Annotated in this window: 12 protein-coding genes; 2 read left to right on the plus strand and 10 right to left on the minus strand. The window is 54.9% G+C overall.

All coding sequences use genetic code 11. The annotated features are described in order from the left end of the window. Window positions 1-24: 24 nt before the first annotated feature. The 10 genes from BJL95_RS20320 to BJL95_RS20365 form a co-directional block, all read right to left on the minus strand. Window positions 25-1,122 carry a radical SAM protein gene (locus BJL95_RS20320; RefSeq protein WP_071160517.1) on the minus strand — a complete coding sequence of 366 codons (1,098 nt, stop codon included), beginning with the start codon at window positions 1,120-1,122 and terminating at the stop codon, window positions 25-27. Between the two features lie 27 nt (window positions 1,123-1,149). Then, window positions 1,150-4,260, minus strand: a complete 3,111-nt coding sequence (locus tag BJL95_RS20325) for a glycosyltransferase (RefSeq protein ID WP_071160518.1) — start codon at window positions 4,258-4,260, stop codon at window positions 1,150-1,152. A 19-nt stretch (window positions 4,261-4,279) separates the two neighbouring features. Next, window positions 4,280-6,043, minus strand: a complete 1,764-nt coding sequence (locus tag BJL95_RS20330; protein ID WP_254786858.1) for a glycosyltransferase — start codon at window positions 6,041-6,043, stop codon at window positions 4,280-4,282. Between the two features lie 79 nt (window positions 6,044-6,122). Beyond that, window positions 6,123-7,514, minus strand: coding sequence for a radical SAM protein (locus BJL95_RS20335; RefSeq protein WP_071160520.1), 1,392 nt, complete (start codon window positions 7,512-7,514; stop codon window positions 6,123-6,125). A gap of 18 nt (window positions 7,515-7,532) precedes the next feature. Further along, on the minus strand, window positions 7,533-8,603 hold the full coding sequence (locus BJL95_RS20340; protein ID WP_071160521.1) for an alpha-ketoacid dehydrogenase subunit beta: 1,071 nt from the start codon (window positions 8,601-8,603) through the stop codon (window positions 7,533-7,535). Then, a complete protein-coding gene (locus BJL95_RS20345) occupies window positions 8,596-9,564 on the minus strand; it encodes a thiamine pyrophosphate-dependent dehydrogenase E1 component subunit alpha (protein WP_071160522.1) in 969 nt (322 codons plus the stop codon). Before BJL95_RS20345 ends, BJL95_RS20340 begins: the two co-directional genes overlap by 8 nt. Continuing rightward, window positions 9,561-11,081, minus strand: coding sequence for a PfkB family carbohydrate kinase (locus BJL95_RS20350; protein WP_071160523.1), 1,521 nt, complete (start codon window positions 11,079-11,081; stop codon window positions 9,561-9,563). The genes BJL95_RS20345 and BJL95_RS20350 overlap by 4 nt, the downstream gene beginning before the upstream one ends. A gap of 4 nt (window positions 11,082-11,085) precedes the next feature. Further along, a complete protein-coding gene (locus BJL95_RS20355) occupies window positions 11,086-11,649 on the minus strand; it encodes an SIS domain-containing protein (protein ID WP_064030656.1) in 564 nt (187 codons plus the stop codon). A 9-nt stretch (window positions 11,650-11,658) separates the two neighbouring features. After that, the gene (locus tag BJL95_RS20360; RefSeq protein WP_071160524.1) at window positions 11,659-12,645 is read right to left on the minus strand and encodes an SDR family oxidoreductase; all 987 of its coding nucleotides are present in this window, start codon (window positions 12,643-12,645) and stop codon (window positions 11,659-11,661) included. A gap of 9 nt (window positions 12,646-12,654) precedes the next feature. Continuing rightward, on the minus strand, window positions 12,655-13,755 hold the full coding sequence (locus tag BJL95_RS20365) for a radical SAM protein (protein WP_064030658.1): 1,101 nt from the start codon (window positions 13,753-13,755) through the stop codon (window positions 12,655-12,657). 352 nt (window positions 13,756-14,107) lie between these two features. Between BJL95_RS20365 and BJL95_RS20370 the strand changes: the two genes are divergently transcribed. Both BJL95_RS20370 and BJL95_RS20375 read left to right on the plus strand, forming a co-directional pair. Continuing rightward, on the plus strand, window positions 14,108-15,304 hold the full coding sequence (locus tag BJL95_RS20370) for a nidogen-like domain-containing protein (RefSeq protein WP_064030659.1): 1,197 nt from the start codon (window positions 14,108-14,110) through the stop codon (window positions 15,302-15,304). A 348-nt stretch (window positions 15,305-15,652) separates the two neighbouring features. Beyond that, the coding region (locus tag BJL95_RS20375; RefSeq protein ID WP_083386180.1) for an efflux RND transporter periplasmic adaptor subunit at window positions 15,653-16,760 on the plus strand (1,108 nt) is incomplete at its 3' end.

Raw genomic sequence — 16,760 nt, forward strand, 5'->3', positions numbered from 1 at the left:
ATTGCCCTATAAAGCGTAACGAGACTAAGCCAAAGCCGATTGAGCCAACCAGAACTCTCGAACTTCGCCGCCTTGATTCGCGTACTCAATAGACTGAATAATTGCGTCCATCGAATAATGCTCCACTGCTCGGCGGCCGAAATGATCGGATATCCTATCGAAGCTCATCACCTCGCAAAACCGGCACAACGCGCAGGTCGAGTTATTTGGCGCCGTCACTTCCCGAACGTAGCCTTTGTACTCTTCGGACAGAATCAATGCGCTCAAGCCTTGTTCAAAGATATTTCCTAAATATTTCTTACCGTAACAGGTTGTCATTGCCCCTGACCAATCGACATAAAACCGGTCCTTATAGCCGGTGCAAGTATCTCGGCGTGATTGGCTGTTGTCCGTATCGAATAACCCGTCATTAAAACTCATGCTATTTTGGTGGGCCTCAATAATCGATTTAATCTCTTTTACTACCTGATAAGCTCTCAACTTTTCGTAGATTAACAATTCTCCGACCAGTTGATCGTTGGGTTTGCGTAACTCTAGAAAACCGACCCTGAAACTGCGAAATTGATGATCTAACAAATAAGCCGCAAGTTGCGGAAGCTCGTCGAGATTGCAACGCATCGCGACCGCATTCGACGCCAGATAGGGGGTGTCCGATCCCAAACGAAGTTTCGCTTCGTTGATTAAGTCTATGGCTCTGGCGATCTCCGAGAATCCCAAACCCCCGCGGATTTTTTTGACCGTGACATCGGTGACACCATCCAACGAAATCGACAACAAAGTTAAACCGGACCTAACCAAGTTTTCGGCATCACCGGCATTACGAATCAGTTTGGCATTGGTTTGCAGCGATACCGGAATATCGTGCGTCCGTAAATAAGCGATAATTTCGAAAATATCGTGATTGATCAGCGGTTCGCTACCGTCACCAATATGCACCAAGCCAAAGCCATCAAAACCTTGCGTTACGGTTTTCAGCCGATCGGCTGGCATCCACCGGAATTTCTTCAAGTCATCGTGAAACGTACACATCGCACAACTGATATTACAGCCCAACGACACTTCCAAATGTAGACTGGGTAACGTGCGTATGCCCAGCATTTGCTTGAACTCGGTCCGACTCATTAACATAGCGTATTCCTGATTTAGCAGTTAAACAGGCTCGGACAAGCGCAGTGCAACGGAATCTCGAATACGTTCCGCGATACTCCGATAGGAAAACAAGCTCAAGGTTTTTCGATAAGCCTTGTCGGCGATTTCCGCGCGGGCGCCCTCGTTATGCAGATAAAACTCGACTTGCCGGATCAAGTCTTTTTCATCCGCGTAATAAGCCACCTCATCGTCGGAATAATATTCCGACAGCGGCGCGGCATCCTTGTAAATACGCCGGGACAGCATAAAACAACCCGCCGCCATGATTTCCAGCGCGCGCATGTGCAAACTGGTGCCTGGACTGCCGTTAAAACAAATCCTAGAGCGATTCATTAATTCGTTGATATTTTCGCCGTTTTCGGCGACGCCATGCGCATAAGGCGAAAACTTAGCAAATTTATCCCAATTTCTGCCGTATAGCGCTAGCTCAATACTCAGCCCGGCATCGAGCAACGCGGCGATCGGGCGGGTTTTCATTTCGGTTAAATAGTGATAATGGAATCGACTGCCGCTGCCGGCCATTAATTGATTAATAACGTCAATCGTGATGGTTATACCGTGGTCGCCCAATAATTGTTCCACCAACTTAAATTTACCGATTTGATTATCTAGACAAAAGCGGTGAAATTGATCGATAGGCAACTGATCGGTATATTCTAAAATAACCCGGTATATCCTGTTTAAAATATCGACAGTCAGTTTCCGCTGTTTCAGTAAGCTCAATTCGGTCGAGTCGTAATTATTAAAACTTCCCTGACCGGATCGAAACGGGGACAGCGTTTTTGCCGGATCGATCAGATGGGTAATAAACAAGAAGTCGTATTGGTAGGCGCGGTTTTGGATCGGATAATAATAGGCGTCGTTAAAGCCGAGCGGTAAATATTCGACCGGAAAACTGGCATATAATGGATTGCGATTTATCGCCAACCAATCCTTGGAAAATACGAAGGTAAAATCCCTGGATTTGACGGCGCGGCGATTTTGGGTGATCGACGGCAACATATCCTGTATCCAATTGACGAACGGCACCGGTTCCGGCAAGCCGGCAAATTCGTGGCGAAAATGATCGATGGACAGTATCAGGTCCGGTTTAAACTCGGCGATTTGCGCCACGATACTTTCCATGCCGTTACGGCGGAAATTGGCGGTATCGGTGGATAGCTGAATTTCCGCGCCGGCTCTGGCGAAACCATCCAGCAAGTCCCGCATGCAATATTGCAAAAAGCTGGTAAATCGCGAGGCAAAGCCCATCACTCGAATTGGCGTTGCCGGGTTAGGCCGGAATTTGTCGCGCCAAGTTTCCAAACTCATTTGCCGGTAGTAGTCGTCGATTATCGCCAGCAATTTCGCGTGGGAATCGCTTCTATTGTCCCTGGCCTCGTCCACCGCGTGCTGAATTTGCTGAAACTCGGTTTCCGTCGCGCTAACATTAATCGTCACTTCCGGCAAAATCGATTGCTTAGCATTCAATTCGGCGACAAACTCGCTAAAACCGGACGCTTGAAAGCACAACCATACTCTATTCTCGGCGAGCACGTCTCGAATATCCCGGACTAACATAGTAGCCAGCAAGCCGCCGAAATCGGCATCGACCAGATAAATCGGAATCTCGAGATTCGGCATTTCCGCGATCGGTGTCGATGTGGCGGAAAATATTGCGGCTAATTCGCCGCCGTCGCCGATGCCGGCCAAGCCGTAACAAGGCACGTTAAAGCGTTGAGCCACCTTCGCCTGGGCGCGTATATTCCTGATGTTTTCGGCTTTTTTCGGCAAATCCAATTGGTAAAGCCGCTGCTCGCCGGCAAATACCGCGACCGAATAAAATTCGCCCGCGATGGCTTCGCCGACAAATACGTTAATTTGGCGATCGGCTAAATAAACACTGAGGTCTTCATAAAGTGTCGGCCTCCATTGTTTCAGGACCTGCAAATTACCGGACCAGCGTTCCGCGCATTGATTAATGTCCTCCGCCGGCCCTTCCAACGCGATCGGCAGTTCGAGTATCTCGCGACGTGAATTCGGCCGCGCATGATTGAAATTACACCACAGTATCGGTAGAGTCAGCTCGTCGGCTTCCGGCTCGATCCGAACAACATTGTCGGCCCCGCAACGTTTTAAATGTTGGAAAACGGTTTCCGCCCGGCAGAAATTAAAGTCGTTTTTTCTAAACGGCAGCGACGCCAAGGATTCGAATCCCACATCGTCGGCCAGCCAATAAACCATATTAATGACATCATCCGCCAGAAAACCATTATCCAATTGATTTTCCTGAATCAGAATATGCGGGCGGAATTCGACATATTGATTCAGCGCATCAACCCTGTTTAGCGTATGCAGGGTATCGCTAACCACATATAACATCACCGAGTATCCGCTTTTAGCCAGCGTTTCCGCCAGTGGACATAATACCGACGAAGAATTGGCCGCGTAGATAAGAACACGCCACGGCCGATCGGCGGCGAAATCCGGTTGCTGATCCAGCGCTTGCCGTTCCAACTCAGCAGTGAATTGCGCCCTGGTTTCGAACACCGAATCCAGCACCTGTTGGTAGTCGGCCATTAACTCGGGGTCCGCTCGCAATTCTTCCGGCAAACGCAATCGGCTGAATACCAAAAACTCCAGGATACGGTCCAAATCCACATGGATCAGATTTTCCAAATCGCTTGCCAGTTTTTCGCCGTGGTAATAGCAAAGCTGCAAACCGGTACTACCGTCGTCGGCAATCCGAACATTGCGTTGCTTTGCGGTATTCAAGGCCTCCAAGGCATTAAAAAAGTCGGTATCCTTATGATTCGGCCGGTGATTGTCCGCGTTTCGCAATACCAGAATTTCTTCAAGCATATTGCCGGGATCGGCCGTTAAATCATGCTCCCGACCGTCTTGGTCGACGACGTATTTCGGTATCGGCAGCGTGTTATTCGCAAAAAACTCGCTAAATTGATATTGCGAAACATAAATTAAATTCGGCAATAGGCTATCGCTTAGCGGCCCGTCGTAATAACAATATTGCAAGCGCTCCACGCCGGCTTCGTCGACGCAACGGTTTTGCCGCTCGGCTTCTAGCAAAGCCAATTTCAGATCGAGAAAATAGCAATCCGGTCTAACGGCCATGGCGTCATTTAAGGTTGGATTAGCGGCCGACAAACATTGAAATCCGGCTCTGCTTGGCTTGGCTAAGTTCACCGATATTGCTGTGTTTAATAAAGTTATCGACGGCCGCGGTATAAGTAAACCGTTCGGCAATAACCGTGGGTGAAAGCGCCGGCCGGGCTTGTGTTTTTAATATCTCCAGCAATTCCCGACGGGTTTTAAAAAACAAACAGGCGTCGTCCCAGTGCGGCTTTTCCGCCACGTCTCGGCAATCGTAGACCAGCGGAATGCAGCCGCAGGCCGCGGCTTCGGCCAACCGTTGGGAATTGATTTCGAAGGGATGGGACACCAGCGCGTAACGCGCCGAACGATACACATCGGCAACCTGCGTGCCGTGTTTCAACTCGCCGTTGAAATGGTCGGCCACATCGGGATCTTGCTCCCAGTAGCGCCCGTAAATTTCTACTGGCATTGCCGTGGATTCGCACAGCCATTTCACCGAATAATCGCGTATTGCGTAATGCAATAAATTCCAAAATACGAAGGCGGGCGGCAATCCAAAGCGTACCGCGATTTCCCCGGCCATCGCCTCGGTGACAATCTCGCCGTTATCTATTTTATCGATAAAAACCTCTACAATTTCGCGCTGCTCCGGACGACTTAAATCGACCGAGTTGAGATACGAACTACCGACGAATACCACTTTGTTTTGCCGCCCGATGTCGCCATCGGTATTGAATATCTCGTCATCGACCGCGAAATGTTGGCGAACGATATTTTTCGCACCGGTTAACGCCAAATGGCGGTCGAGTACCGGCGAAATCGAAAACACATAGTCATTGCCTCGCCAACGTAGTGCTTTATGTTCGGTAATTTGCGGCATGCTGTCCTGCCACCAAGAGATATGCGTGACATTATCGTTAAGCGCCAAATTATTTAATTGATTGACGTAAAAAATAACGTGGGGATTAAATTCGATATAGTTTCGGTAGAACTTAATCAGGTTATTGGTTTCCATTTCCCCGTCTTCCATGTAAAACCATACTTGGTATCCGCGCTTTTCGAAGGCCTTGGCGACCGCCCGCGAGCAATATTGCATAACCGTGGTCAATCGGCTCGACGGCAGCATGATTTTCAGTGGCTCGCCGTCGTGAAATTTAGGCGTTACTTGTTTCGCTTGCGCCAGCAATTGCGAAATCAAGGTCCGCCTCCGTTGCTTAACCTCGTTAACGATCGTCTCGAATCCGCTCCGAATCGAGGTTTTTAACTCGTCTTCCAACTCGTCCGGCAATTCGATTTTCGTCGGCAACCGGTAAGCGGTATCGACGAAGAATTCGATGGCTTGATCCAATTCCAAATGCAGCAGATTTTCTATGCCGTGCTCGGGTAGTTCCCCGCGGTAATAACAGATTTGCAAACCGTCTATCGTCGGATGTCCGCAATAAATTCGGTTCCGTTGTTTGGCGACATTTAACGCTAATAACGGATCGGCGAAAAAACTGTCCGCATGAATATAATCGACGACTTTATATTGCGTACGCTGCTGGTGAATTTCGTCGATAATATCGGCCGGCATCTCGTTGAAATGCACGACGCCCTCGTGCGAAATAGCAATTAACTCAGGTATCGGCAAATGATTATGCGAAAAGAATTCGCTAAAATTGTCGGCGGGTACCTGAATAAAGTTCTGCAATACAATGTCGGTGAGCGGACCGTCGTAATAGCAATATTGCGGCCGAGTCCGGCCGTTTTCGACCACCGGATTTTGTTTAAGTGCGGTCAGGTAGGCATCTTCTATATTCATAAAAAATGCATCCTTCGCCGAATCGTGTTGGCTTTGCGTCTCGCTCACTTGATTCATCGCGCACCCGGTTTGGTCGATATTAAATAAAATTAATATGTTCCGGCGGATTTTTTAAATCCCACAGGAATTTGTTCACATAATCCTGGCGGCAGCCGATCGCGCAATCTTTGTGTACATCGACCGACTCGGAGACGTCTTTGTGCACCTGCCAGTAGCGCTCGCTGTTGGCGACCAGATCGTAAAACGAATCGCTGTGCAGATCGCCGATGTAAAACCGTTCCTTGTTGAAGAACGGTCCGCACGGATAGATTTTGCCGTTGCCGGAAATCTGCAATAGAAACGGCGTGCCGAAGCATTGGTCGTATTTACGGTAGCCGTCCTTGTACAGATTGGTTTCGCCGGCCGCGTTGATCTTGTTCCATTTGGCCTGCACCACGTAGTGCTCGTTGCTTAGTGCTTCGGCCTGTTTCAATAGGTCGTTGACGTTAAGATAGGCGTCGTAGTCGATGCCGATTTCCTTGTATTCGGAATCCGAGCAATGCTTGATGACGAAGTAATCCACGCCCAATTCGGCGCCCAGCCTGGCTTCGGCCAATACTTCGTCGAAGCACTCTGGGATCAGGACCATTTGCAGGCCTATCGTGCATTTGTAATTATTTTCTTTCTTGATTTTGACCAGTTCGCGGATCTTGACGATCAGCAAGTCGAAATTGCCTTCCACCGACTGATGCACCCGGCGAAAACCTTCGGGCGTGCCGGCGGACAAATTGAAGCGAATGTAGCTCATGTTTTTCAGCAAGTCGTGGGCGCGACTCATATCCAAGGCGATGCCGTTGGTCGCCATCGCGGTGTCTATACCCAATTCGCCGGCCAACACGGTTGCGTCGTACAGCGTCGGATTCAGGGTCGGCTCGCCGTCGCCGATGAAGCCCAACGAGCGCACGCCCAGCTTGCCGCAGTCGCGCACGAAATTCAGCAAGGCATCGCGGCCTATCATCGCGCCCTTGGTCATGTTCTGCACTACCGCGTAACAGTACAGACAAGCGGTGTTGCAAAACTTGGTCAAACCCATGTCGATATGCACTGGCGCGAAACGCTCACCGTTTTGCCAAGCCTGCACCCGGTCCAAGTGATGCATCATCTTGTGGCCGTCGAAGCGGAAGCGTTCGCGCTGAGTACGGAAGCTGGGGCCGGTGAACTGGTTGGGCACCGAAGGCTCGTGTTCGCAACCGGCCTCCAGGCGCACGATGCCTTCCTGGCCGTCGTGCGACACGGTCTTGAATTTCTGCCCCGGCAAACGGCTTAACTGGCTAGTGTCGATGACCTGATAGTCTTGCGACAAGGCACTGCGATCGACGATCTGATTGGAGGTGCGCAGCTTGTGGCCGGGCTTGTTGAACAACGGCGCGTCTTCCGGGATGGAAGTGACTGCGGCATTGCCGAATCGGTTGATTTGCTCGGGTTTGGACATGGCGAGTTCTCGAATAAGTTAAAACGGGCCGACGAAACTGCGGTCGGGCTGATCCTTGGCCAAATCGGAATGCAATTGCCGCCGGATGCTGTCTAGTAGCGGCCGGCGATCCAATAACTCCAACACCGTCTCGGCGATGCTCTCCGCGCCGGGGTAGTAATGGTTGGCCAGATAATGCGTGGTCGGTACCGGATGGTTGGGATAGGCGATCAGGCGCGGCGCTTGTTTTAACGGGTGCGGCTGCCGTTGATACAAGCGCGAAATCAAGGTATGGCCGAGCGACGCCATTTCCGGCGCGCAATCGGCCACCAGCAACAAGCCGGTTTCGGCGGCCGAGCGTGCGACAGTATCGACATCCAGCGGCGTCAGGCAGCGCATGTCCACCACGTCGGCTTCGATACCGTGTTCGGCCAGTACGGCGGCGGCCTTCAGCGCTTCAATCGTCATATGCGAGAACGCGGCGATGCTGATGTCGCGGCCTTCGCGCAATCGCGCCGCGCCGCTCAAGCCGGCTGCGGGCCGGTCTTTATCGACTTGGCCGATCACATGATGCAGCCAGCGGTGTTCGACGAACAACACCGGGCCGTCGTCGGCGATCGCGTCCAGCATGAAATGGTAGGCGTCGCCGGCCGTGGTCGGCATCACCACCTTCAGGCCGGGAACCTGGGCGAACATCGCTTGCAAGCTTTGCGAATGCTGCGGCCCCTGCCCCCAGCCGCGGCCGATGATGACTCTCACCACCAGCGGCACGCTTTGCTTGCCGTCGAACATGTAATGCCATTTGGCCGCGTTGTTGACTAGTTGATCCATCGCCAGCAACGCAAAATCGATGCGCTGATGCACCAGCACCGGCCGCATGCCGGCCAGCGCCGCGCCGATGCAGATGCCGGTCATGCCGTTTTCGGCCAGCGGCATGTCCAGCACCCGCTCGGCGCCGTATTTCTCGCGCAAGCCTTGGGTGGTGGCGAAAATGGTTTTCGGATCGGGCACGCCCTCGCCGATCAATAGCGAGTCCGGAAACCGCGCCAACCCGTCGTCCAAGGCCTCGCGGATCGCCGCGCCGTAACTCAAGGTCAAGGTCTCAGACATACAGATACCGCTCCATGCTCGCCCACGCCGGTGCCGGGCCGGTCAAGGCTTCGGCGAAGGCTTCGGCGATTTCGGCGCCGACCCGTTGCTCGATTTCGAGCAATACCTCGGCGCCGACGCCGGCATCGGCCAAGGTCCGCCCGGTATGCAACAGCGGACAGCGCTGTTTCCAGGCCAACAGTTCGCCGGGCATGCGGTAGCCCAGCTCGTCGTCCTCGTTCGGTCCGCAATGTTCCGGCCAGCGATGGGTATGCAATTCCAGGAACTGCGGGCCCTCGCCGTTGCGGGCGGCGGCGATGGCGTTTTCCGCCAGCGCATGGACGTGTTCGACTTTATTGCCGTCGCCGCTGACGGCCTGCAAGCCGTGGGCGGCAGCAATTTGATAAATGTCGCGAGCCGGCTGGCGTTCGTATAACGGCGTCATCACCGAGTATTGGTTGTTCTCGCAAACCATCACCAGCGGAAGATTTTTCAGCACCGCGAAATTCATGGTCTCGTGCAACACGCCTTCCTCGAAACAGCCGTCGCCGAAAAACACCACCACGACGTTGTTTGAATTCCGGCGCTGTTCGCCCCAGGCGTAGCCGGCAGCGACCGGCACCGTGCCGCCGACGATGGGTGTGGAGGCGATAAAGCCGGCCGATAAATCACTCAAATGCATCGAACCGCCACGCCCGCCGCAACAACCAGCGGCTAAACCGTACAGTTCGGCGATCAGGCCGACCAGACTGCCACCCTTGGCCAGATAATGGCCGTGGCCGCGATGGTTGCTGAAGACCTTGTCGCTCTCGGTCAGATGCGCGCAAACGCCGACCGCGATGGCTTCCTCGCCGATGCACAAATGGGTCGGGCAACGCATGTGCTGCTCGGCGTAACGGGCGGCGATGGCCTCTTCGGCACGGCGGATGCGCAGCATGCGGTAATACAAATCTTGCAGTTCGGCGGTTGTCGGCACGTTCATTTGAGCAAGGTGGTGATGTATTTGAACAAAGCCACCGCCCGCACCGGCTCGCGGTTGCAGACGATTTGCACGTCCAGCGCCGCCGCCGCGCTACCGGCGAACAAGGCCGCGTCCGGCGCCAAGCCGGCGCCCAGACACAAGCCGGCCAGCGACAAGAAGGCATCGCCGGCGCCGATGCGGTCCACCACTTTGGACGACAGGGCCGGAATCTTGTACTGGGTCTTGGCTTGATCCAGCAGCAACGCGCCCTTGGTGCCACGGGTGATCGCGATGTGGCTGGCCGCCAGCCTGTCGGCCAACTGTCCGGCCAGTTCCTCGATCGCCCCGCCTCTGTCGTGTACCGCCAAACGCAATTCCGGTTCGTTCATCGACAGGAAATTGGCGCGCGGATAGCGGGTGATCAAATGGTAACCGCGATTGCCGCTGTTAACTTGGGCGTTGACGGCCAGGAACTTGGCGCCGGCGCACAAGGCCGCGACGATGTCGCCGGAAATGAAACCGTTGCCGAAGTCCGGCACGATCACGACGTCGAAATCGCGCAAATGCCGTTCCAGCCAGGCCACGATCTTGCGGTTGACTTCCACCGGCAACGGGGCGTCGTTGTAAAAATACACCTCGAACAACTTGGCGATGTCGGCATCGACGTAGCGGCGCTTGACGATGGTCGGCCGATCCTGGCTAAAGAAAAACACCGGATCGATGTTGGGATTCAAATTAGTGCGGATGAAGTCTTCGTGGCTTTTCGTCGCGCCCAACCCGGACAACAAGGTCACGTTGCCGGCAAACTCGGCCACGTGGTTGGCGACCGCGATCGCGCCGCCGGCGAAGCGTTCGTAGTCGTTGTATTTGACCGAAAACACGTTGCCCTTGCCGGACTGGCCCAAGGCCGAGGTGTAATGGTACTCGTCGACGATGGCCTCGCCGACCACCAGCACATTCAGGCCTTGCAAACCTTTCAGCTGCTCTATCATCGCGTTGGCCGAAATCCGTTCCTTGAATTCGTCCAGATAGGCGGAAATTTCCGGCGAGAACACCTCGAAATATTCGTTCAGCAAACGGGTGGAACTGGAGGTCAGTTCGTCGGTGAAAAACACCTTGCCGCCGTGGCGCTCGACCGCGTCCTGCTCGTGCTGAATATTGCCGGTCAAATCGTCGCTGGTGCTCTTGTAGTCGCTGCCCTTGACGTACAAATCCGGCTTGACCGCATCCAGCACGTTGACGGCGGTCACGGCATGGTTGATCGCCACGCTATCCACGCAAGCCAGCGCGGCAATGTTTTCGGCGCGCAAATATTGGTTGAACACCGGCCGTCCGGGACCTTTGTTGACGTATTCGTCGGCGGTGACGCTGACCAGCAGCGCGTCGGCCTCGCGCGCGGCGGCCTGTAAATGGCGGATATGGCCGATGTGCAATAAATCGAAAGTGCCGTGACACAGCGCCACGGTTTTGCCTGCCGCCTTCAATTCGGCGGAACGCTGGGCCAGTTGCTCGATCGAGACGATTTTGGACGTGGACATAAGCCTACTTTTTAATCAATTGATCGGTAATGTGGTGCAGCACGAACAAATGCGCCAACTCGACCATGCCGTAATGGTTGCTGTCCAGCCAGACGTTCCAGCGCCCTAACCGGCGCAACGGATTGTCGGGCTTGAAACCGCTCAGGGTCAGCACCGCCAAGCCCTTGGCATTGGCCGCCGCCACCGCGTTGACGATGTTGGCCGACTGCCCGGAGCTGCTGATCGCGATCAGCACATCGTCCGGATAAGCGAAGGCCGAGACTTGCTTGGCGAAAGCCTGTTCGTAACCGAAATCGTTGGTAAAACAGGTCAGCGGCGCGGCTTCGTGCAGGGTCAACGCGCACAAACCGCCGACATTACGCAGATCGGTGATGACATGGCTGGCTATCGCCGCGCTGCCGCCGTTACCTAAAATGATGACTTTGGCCTGTTGCTGCTTGACCCGCGCGAATTCGGACAAAACGTCGGCTACAACGCCTTCGCCGTCCAAAGCAGCCCCGTCCGCCGCGTTGAAACGGCAGCCCGCCATCAGTTCGGCGAATTGTCCCGCGGCTTGTACTAATGGCATCGCGACCTCCTATTTATCCAGGTATTTAAACCAATCGGCGGTGGCGTCGGCGATCGACGCCGACGTCCACAGCGGCGCTTCCCGCCAATAATCGATGTGCGCCAGCATGTTGGCGACGCCTTGTTCGAAACTGACTTGCGGTTGCCAGCCCAGTTTCTCGCGAATCTTGCAAGTGTCGGCGAAGGTGCAGTCCGGCTCGCCGGGTCGTTTGGGAATATATTCCACCGGGCCGCCCAACAAGCCGACCAATTGATTCACGCTGTAAGTGCCGCCGCTGCCGACGTTCATCACTTCGCCGGCTAAGCCCGACTCGGCGGCGGCGATAAAGGCATTGGCCACGTCGGTGACGTAAGTAAAGTCGCGGGTTTGGGTGCCGTCGCCGACCACGGTAAACGGCTTGCCGTTGAGCTTTTGCGCCAAAAACACGCCGAACACCGCGCCGTAAGCCCCGGTGGTGCGGGCGTGCGGGCCGTAGACGTTGAACAAGCGCAGCGATAGCGCCGGCAGGCCGTACAACTGCGCCCAGTGCAGCACTAATTCTTCCCCCAAATATTTGGTCAGCGCATAGGGATATTGCGGCTTGACCGGCGCGGTTTCCGGCGTTGGGAACTGTTCGGCCAGGCCGTAGCAGGACGACGAAGCGGCGTAGACAAAACGCCTGACCCCGGCGGCGCGGGAAGCTTCCAGTACGTTGAAGGTGCCGTCGACATTGGTTTCGTAATAGGCGCGCGGCTTTTCGATGGAGGGTACGATGTCGGCCAAACCGGCCAGATGAAACACCCAATCTGCGCCGTCGAATAAGGGTGCGATGGCGGCAAATTCCCGAATGTCTGCCTGTTGAAACGCGAAGCGGTCCTGGCCCAGCAAATCGGCGATGGTTTCCTTGCGGCCGCCGATCAGGCTATCGATGACTTGGACCGAATGGCCCAGGCGCCACAGCTCGCGGCTGAGATGACTGCCGATAAACCCGGCGCCGCCGGTAACAATAACCTTCATGATTTGTCCTTAAATGAAATTGACATGGGCGGGTTGGTTGTCGGCCAGTTTGTCCAAATATTGATTGACCGCTTCCATCCGGCAGTTCTTGCGGCACTCGTGAATGTCCAGTTCGTGGCCGATGTAATGCCAGTTCGCCCGGCGCTTGTCGCCTTCCCAGATCGCCTGAAAACTTTGTTCGGCAATATTGCCGTAGGCAAAACGCGAGTCGGTCAAATAGGCGCTGCAGCCGTAAACCTCGCCGTCGGCCATGATGTAGGCCCAAAAATACGGCGTGGCGTGACAGGTTTGGTAACGTTGCTCGTCCGACTGGCTGTAATTTTTCATGGTTTGTTCGCGAAACACCACGTTGAAGCCGTCGCCGTTAAAGGCCGCCAGTTCTTCGGCCATGCCCAGCAAATCGTCGTAGCGCAGATTTTCGTAGAGCCGAGTCTCGCTGAACAGGTGTTGGGAATAGGGTTTGACCACCAGATAATCCAGGCCGATGTCCTTGCAAATCCCGGCCAAAATGGCGATTTCGCCGCGGTTTTCGGGTAACAGCAAAATCTGCGCGCCTAGCGTGCAAGTCAGGCCATAGGCGCGTTTATGCGCGACGGCGGCTCGCAAATTGTTCAGCACCAAGTCGAAATCGGCCGCCTTGGTACGGTGTATCGCCGCGTAGTTCTCGGCGCTACCGGCGTTCAAGGAGACTTTAATCCACGAAGTCAGCGGCAACGATTGCTCGATAAATTTAGTGTTCATCAGGGTGCCGTTGGTGGTGAACGACACGTCGATACCGGCATCCACGGTGGCTTTGACGATTTCGTTGATCTCCTTGTGCAGCATAGGCTCGCCTTCGCCGGCGTACATAATGCTTTTGACGCCCAACCGGCCCATCTCGGCCAAACGATCCGCCAGAATGTTGACGTCCAATCGCTTGGCCTGATAGCCGATGTAATCGACCGCGCAAAAAGTGCAACGATGGTTGCAGGCACCGACCGGCGAGATTTCCATGTAGATCGGGTAGACCGATTTGGCGAGTTCCCAGTCCTGCCTGCCGTCCAGCCATTGAGCGACGCGCTTGGGGTGGTACACCAATTTATGACTGTCGATGCCGTATTTGTCCGTCATATTTTTGTCGCTTGCCGGTGAAAAACGCTATTGTCCCAGTAAAAGCGATAATTGTGCCAACGGGATACCTATTAAGTGTAGCGTCCGGCCGGACGAATGCGGAAATGTCCGCGCGCACCGTCAACATCCAATGCAGGCTTACCGGAACCGCTTGCCGCAGCGCGCACCTAGCCAGCCAGCCGAGTTTCTATCAAAAATTTTGATTGACATCACAAAATTTCGCTCGATAGAATGGAACCGTCGCAATAATTGTCACACGATTGTCATAAATACAAGGCGAAGAGCTGGAAAACAATCGGGAGCAAACACTTGCGCGACACCAGTCCATCACAATTGCAGCAAGGAGAGTGGAATGAAAGCACTGATAGTCGGCGGAATTCTGTCCCTGACGTTAGCGGTACCCGGTTCGGCAAACGCCGTTTCGTTGTTGACGCTGGCGGACGGCACATTCGGCGAGATAGCCCTGACCCCTAACGATGACGAATCGAGTTCGATGTTGAATCTGCCGTTTGCCGTTAATTTTTACGGAAACGTGTTCAACAACTTTTACGTGAACAACAACGGCAATATCACGTTTCAGTCGCCGCTATCCGAATTCACGCCCAGCAGTTTCCCGATCTCCGAACAACCGATGATCGCGCCCTATTGGGCCGATGTCGATACGCGTTGCGACGGTTGCGGCAACGTTTACGTCGGCGCGCCGAACAGCAATACGACCATCGTCACCTGGAACAACGTCGGTTACTACAGCGAACACGCCGACAAAACCAATAACTTCCAACTGGTGTTGCGCAACCAGCAAAACGGCGACTTCGACGTCGAATTTCGCTACGACCGGCTGGAATGGACCACCGGCGACGCCAGCAACGGCAACAACGGCCTAGGCGGCACCCCCGCGCAAGCCGGTTTCGACGCCGGCGACAACGTCAATTACTTCACGCTGCCGGGTTCGTTCACCAGCGATATTCTCGATATTGCCAATAACACCAATGTCGTCAACGGCGATCCCGGCTTCTGGTCGTTCAGCATCCGCAACGGTTTGACGCCCGGCGCAACGCCGTCCAACCCGTTGTTGCCGGTTGTCGTAGACGGCTCTTTTGTCTTCGATTTCAATGTTCAGCCGGAACAACCCATCTTTATCGACCCTGAGGTAGCGGTCGGTTACGACTACGAAGTCACATCCGGTCCCAACATTGCTTCCGTTCTGTTGCCCACCAATCTCGGGGACGGAATTTACGATCTGTACCTTTGGGAGAATACGGAGTACGTGTTCGCGGCGGCATTGACCGCAGGCATTGAGTACTTCTTCGAACCCGGCGGCGTCAGCCGCTTCCGAATTCTGGGCATCGAAGTCAGCGCGGGCCTGGATCCCAACAATCCGCAAGCCTTCGTAACCGGTCTGACCTTCGTCGGTGCCGGCGCGGTCAGCCTGACTCAAACACCGCTGGTCAGCCAAGTGCCGTTGCCCGCTTCCGGACTGCTGATGTTCTCCGGATTGCTGGCTGTCGGTTCCATGAAACGCTCGCGATCCGCACGTTCGGCCGGCTAACGGGTTAGTCGCTACTCCAAAGAGGGGCGGCCGTCGCAAGGGACCGCCCCCACCCTAATGACGGAGTGAAGACTCCTCCCATCCCACTCGAGTTCGAAACGGCGCGTTGACCGCGCCAATGATTTTCGCCCACCTTTACCAAGCTTTACACCCAGCTACGGCTCGACCGTCTTGCCAAGCGTCCGCGCAACACCTAAACTGAACACCGGCTCACTAGCGAGCCGCGATCCCGCCGCCGAATTGTTCAGGCTCGGGAAGATTTACCCACCTACCGCTGTCGAAGCCATCGCCACTACTGCCGGTCGGAATGTTTACTAGTACCAACCGTAATCAACCGATACCGTTGCCATGCCGCCAAACCCGGAGAATAACCGTAGCCGTCAACGTCGGCCCGCGATCATTTTGCTGTTGCTGTTGACTACCGCGATCGCGGCTTATCGCTGGCTGACGCCCACTAATAAGTCCACGGATGCCGACCGCCCCGCGTTAGCGACCGTCACGCTCGGGGACATTGAGGAAACCGTCACCGCTCAAGGCAAACTCGAGCCCAAGGAATACGTGGATGTCGGCGCCCAAGTCACCGGTCAGTTACAAAAAATCCAAGTCAAAATCGGTGACAATGTCGAGGCCGGCCAACTACTGGCGCAGATCGATCCGCGAATTTACGCGGCTCGGGTCGCCGCCGACGAAGCCAATATCAAGAACCTGCAAGCGCAATTGCGCGGTCAACAAGCGCAAGCACTGTTCGCCCGTCAGCAATACGAACGCAACCGGGAATTGCTGGTCAGCCACGGCGTCAGCGTCCAGGATTTTCAAAACAGCGAATTCACGTTGAAAAACGCCGACGCCACCGTCGCGGCGCTGGAAGCGCAAATCGAGCAATTGCAATCGACGCTGAACGGCGATAAAACCAATTTGGGATACACCAAAATCTACGCGTCGATGGCCGGCACGATGGTCGATCAAAAGGCCCGCGAGGGCCAAACGTTAAACGCCAATCAAACCACGCCGATGATCCTGCAGTTGGCGAAACTGGACACGATGACGGTACGCGCCCAAGTCGCCGAAGCCGATGTGATGCGGCTCCGCCCGGCCATGGCGGTATATTTCACGACGATGGGCTCGGGCGAGCGGCGTTGGCAAGCCACGGTCAGGCAAATACTGCCGACGCCGGAAGTCATCAACAACGTCGTACTGTATAACGTGTTGGTCGATGTCGACAACCGCGACCGGCAATTGATGACCGGCATGAGCGCCCAGATGTTTTTCGTGCTGGGCAAGGCCGAGCAAGTCCCGCTAATACCGATCAACGTGCTCGGCGCCCGCGACCGCCGCAACGACAGCGACTTGGGAGACGCCTATCGCGTCAAGGTCGCCGGCCCGGACGGCGGCGAGAAAGTCGTCCAAATCGGCTTGCGCAATCGCCGTTTCGCCGAAGTTCGGGCCGGACTGGCGG

The sequence above is a fragment of the Methylomonas sp. LWB genome, from assembly GCF_001856095.1.
Taxonomy (GTDB): domain Bacteria; phylum Pseudomonadota; class Gammaproteobacteria; order Methylococcales; family Methylomonadaceae; genus Methylomonas; species Methylomonas koyamae_A.

What these genes read in the sequence shown, in the direction of transcription:
- BJL95_RS20360 (WP_071160524.1), bottom strand. Translation starts at nt 12,645, where the DNA reads ATGAAGGTTATTGTTACCGGCGGCGCCGGGTTTATCGGCAGTCATCTC.
- BJL95_RS20365 (WP_064030658.1), bottom strand. Translation starts at nt 13,755, where the DNA reads ATGACGGACAAATACGGCATCGACAGTCATAAATTGGTGTACCACCCC.
- BJL95_RS20320 (WP_071160517.1), bottom strand. Translation starts at nt 1,122, where the DNA reads ATGAGTCGGACCGAGTTCAAGCAAATGCTGGGCATACGCACGTTACCC.
- BJL95_RS20355 (WP_064030656.1), bottom strand. Translation starts at nt 11,649, where the DNA reads ATGCCATTAGTACAAGCCGCGGGACAATTCGCCGAACTGATGGCGGGC.
- BJL95_RS20330 (WP_254786858.1), bottom strand. Translation starts at nt 6,043, where the DNA reads ATGAATATAGAAGATGCCTACCTGACCGCACTTAAACAAAATCCGGTG.
- BJL95_RS20335 (WP_071160520.1), bottom strand. Translation starts at nt 7,514, where the DNA reads ATGTCCAAACCCGAGCAAATCAACCGATTCGGCAATGCCGCAGTCACT.
- BJL95_RS20370 (WP_064030659.1), top strand. Translation starts at nt 14,108, where the DNA reads ATGAAAGCACTGATAGTCGGCGGAATTCTGTCCCTGACGTTAGCGGTA.
- BJL95_RS20350 (WP_071160523.1), bottom strand. Translation starts at nt 11,081, where the DNA reads ATGTCCACGTCCAAAATCGTCTCGATCGAGCAACTGGCCCAGCGTTCC.
- BJL95_RS20345 (WP_071160522.1), bottom strand. Translation starts at nt 9,564, where the DNA reads ATGAACGTGCCGACAACCGCCGAACTGCAAGATTTGTATTACCGCATG.
- BJL95_RS20325 (WP_071160518.1), bottom strand. Translation starts at nt 4,260, where the DNA reads ATGGCCGTTAGACCGGATTGCTATTTTCTCGATCTGAAATTGGCTTTG.
- BJL95_RS20340 (WP_071160521.1), bottom strand. Translation starts at nt 8,603, where the DNA reads ATGTCTGAGACCTTGACCTTGAGTTACGGCGCGGCGATCCGCGAGGCC.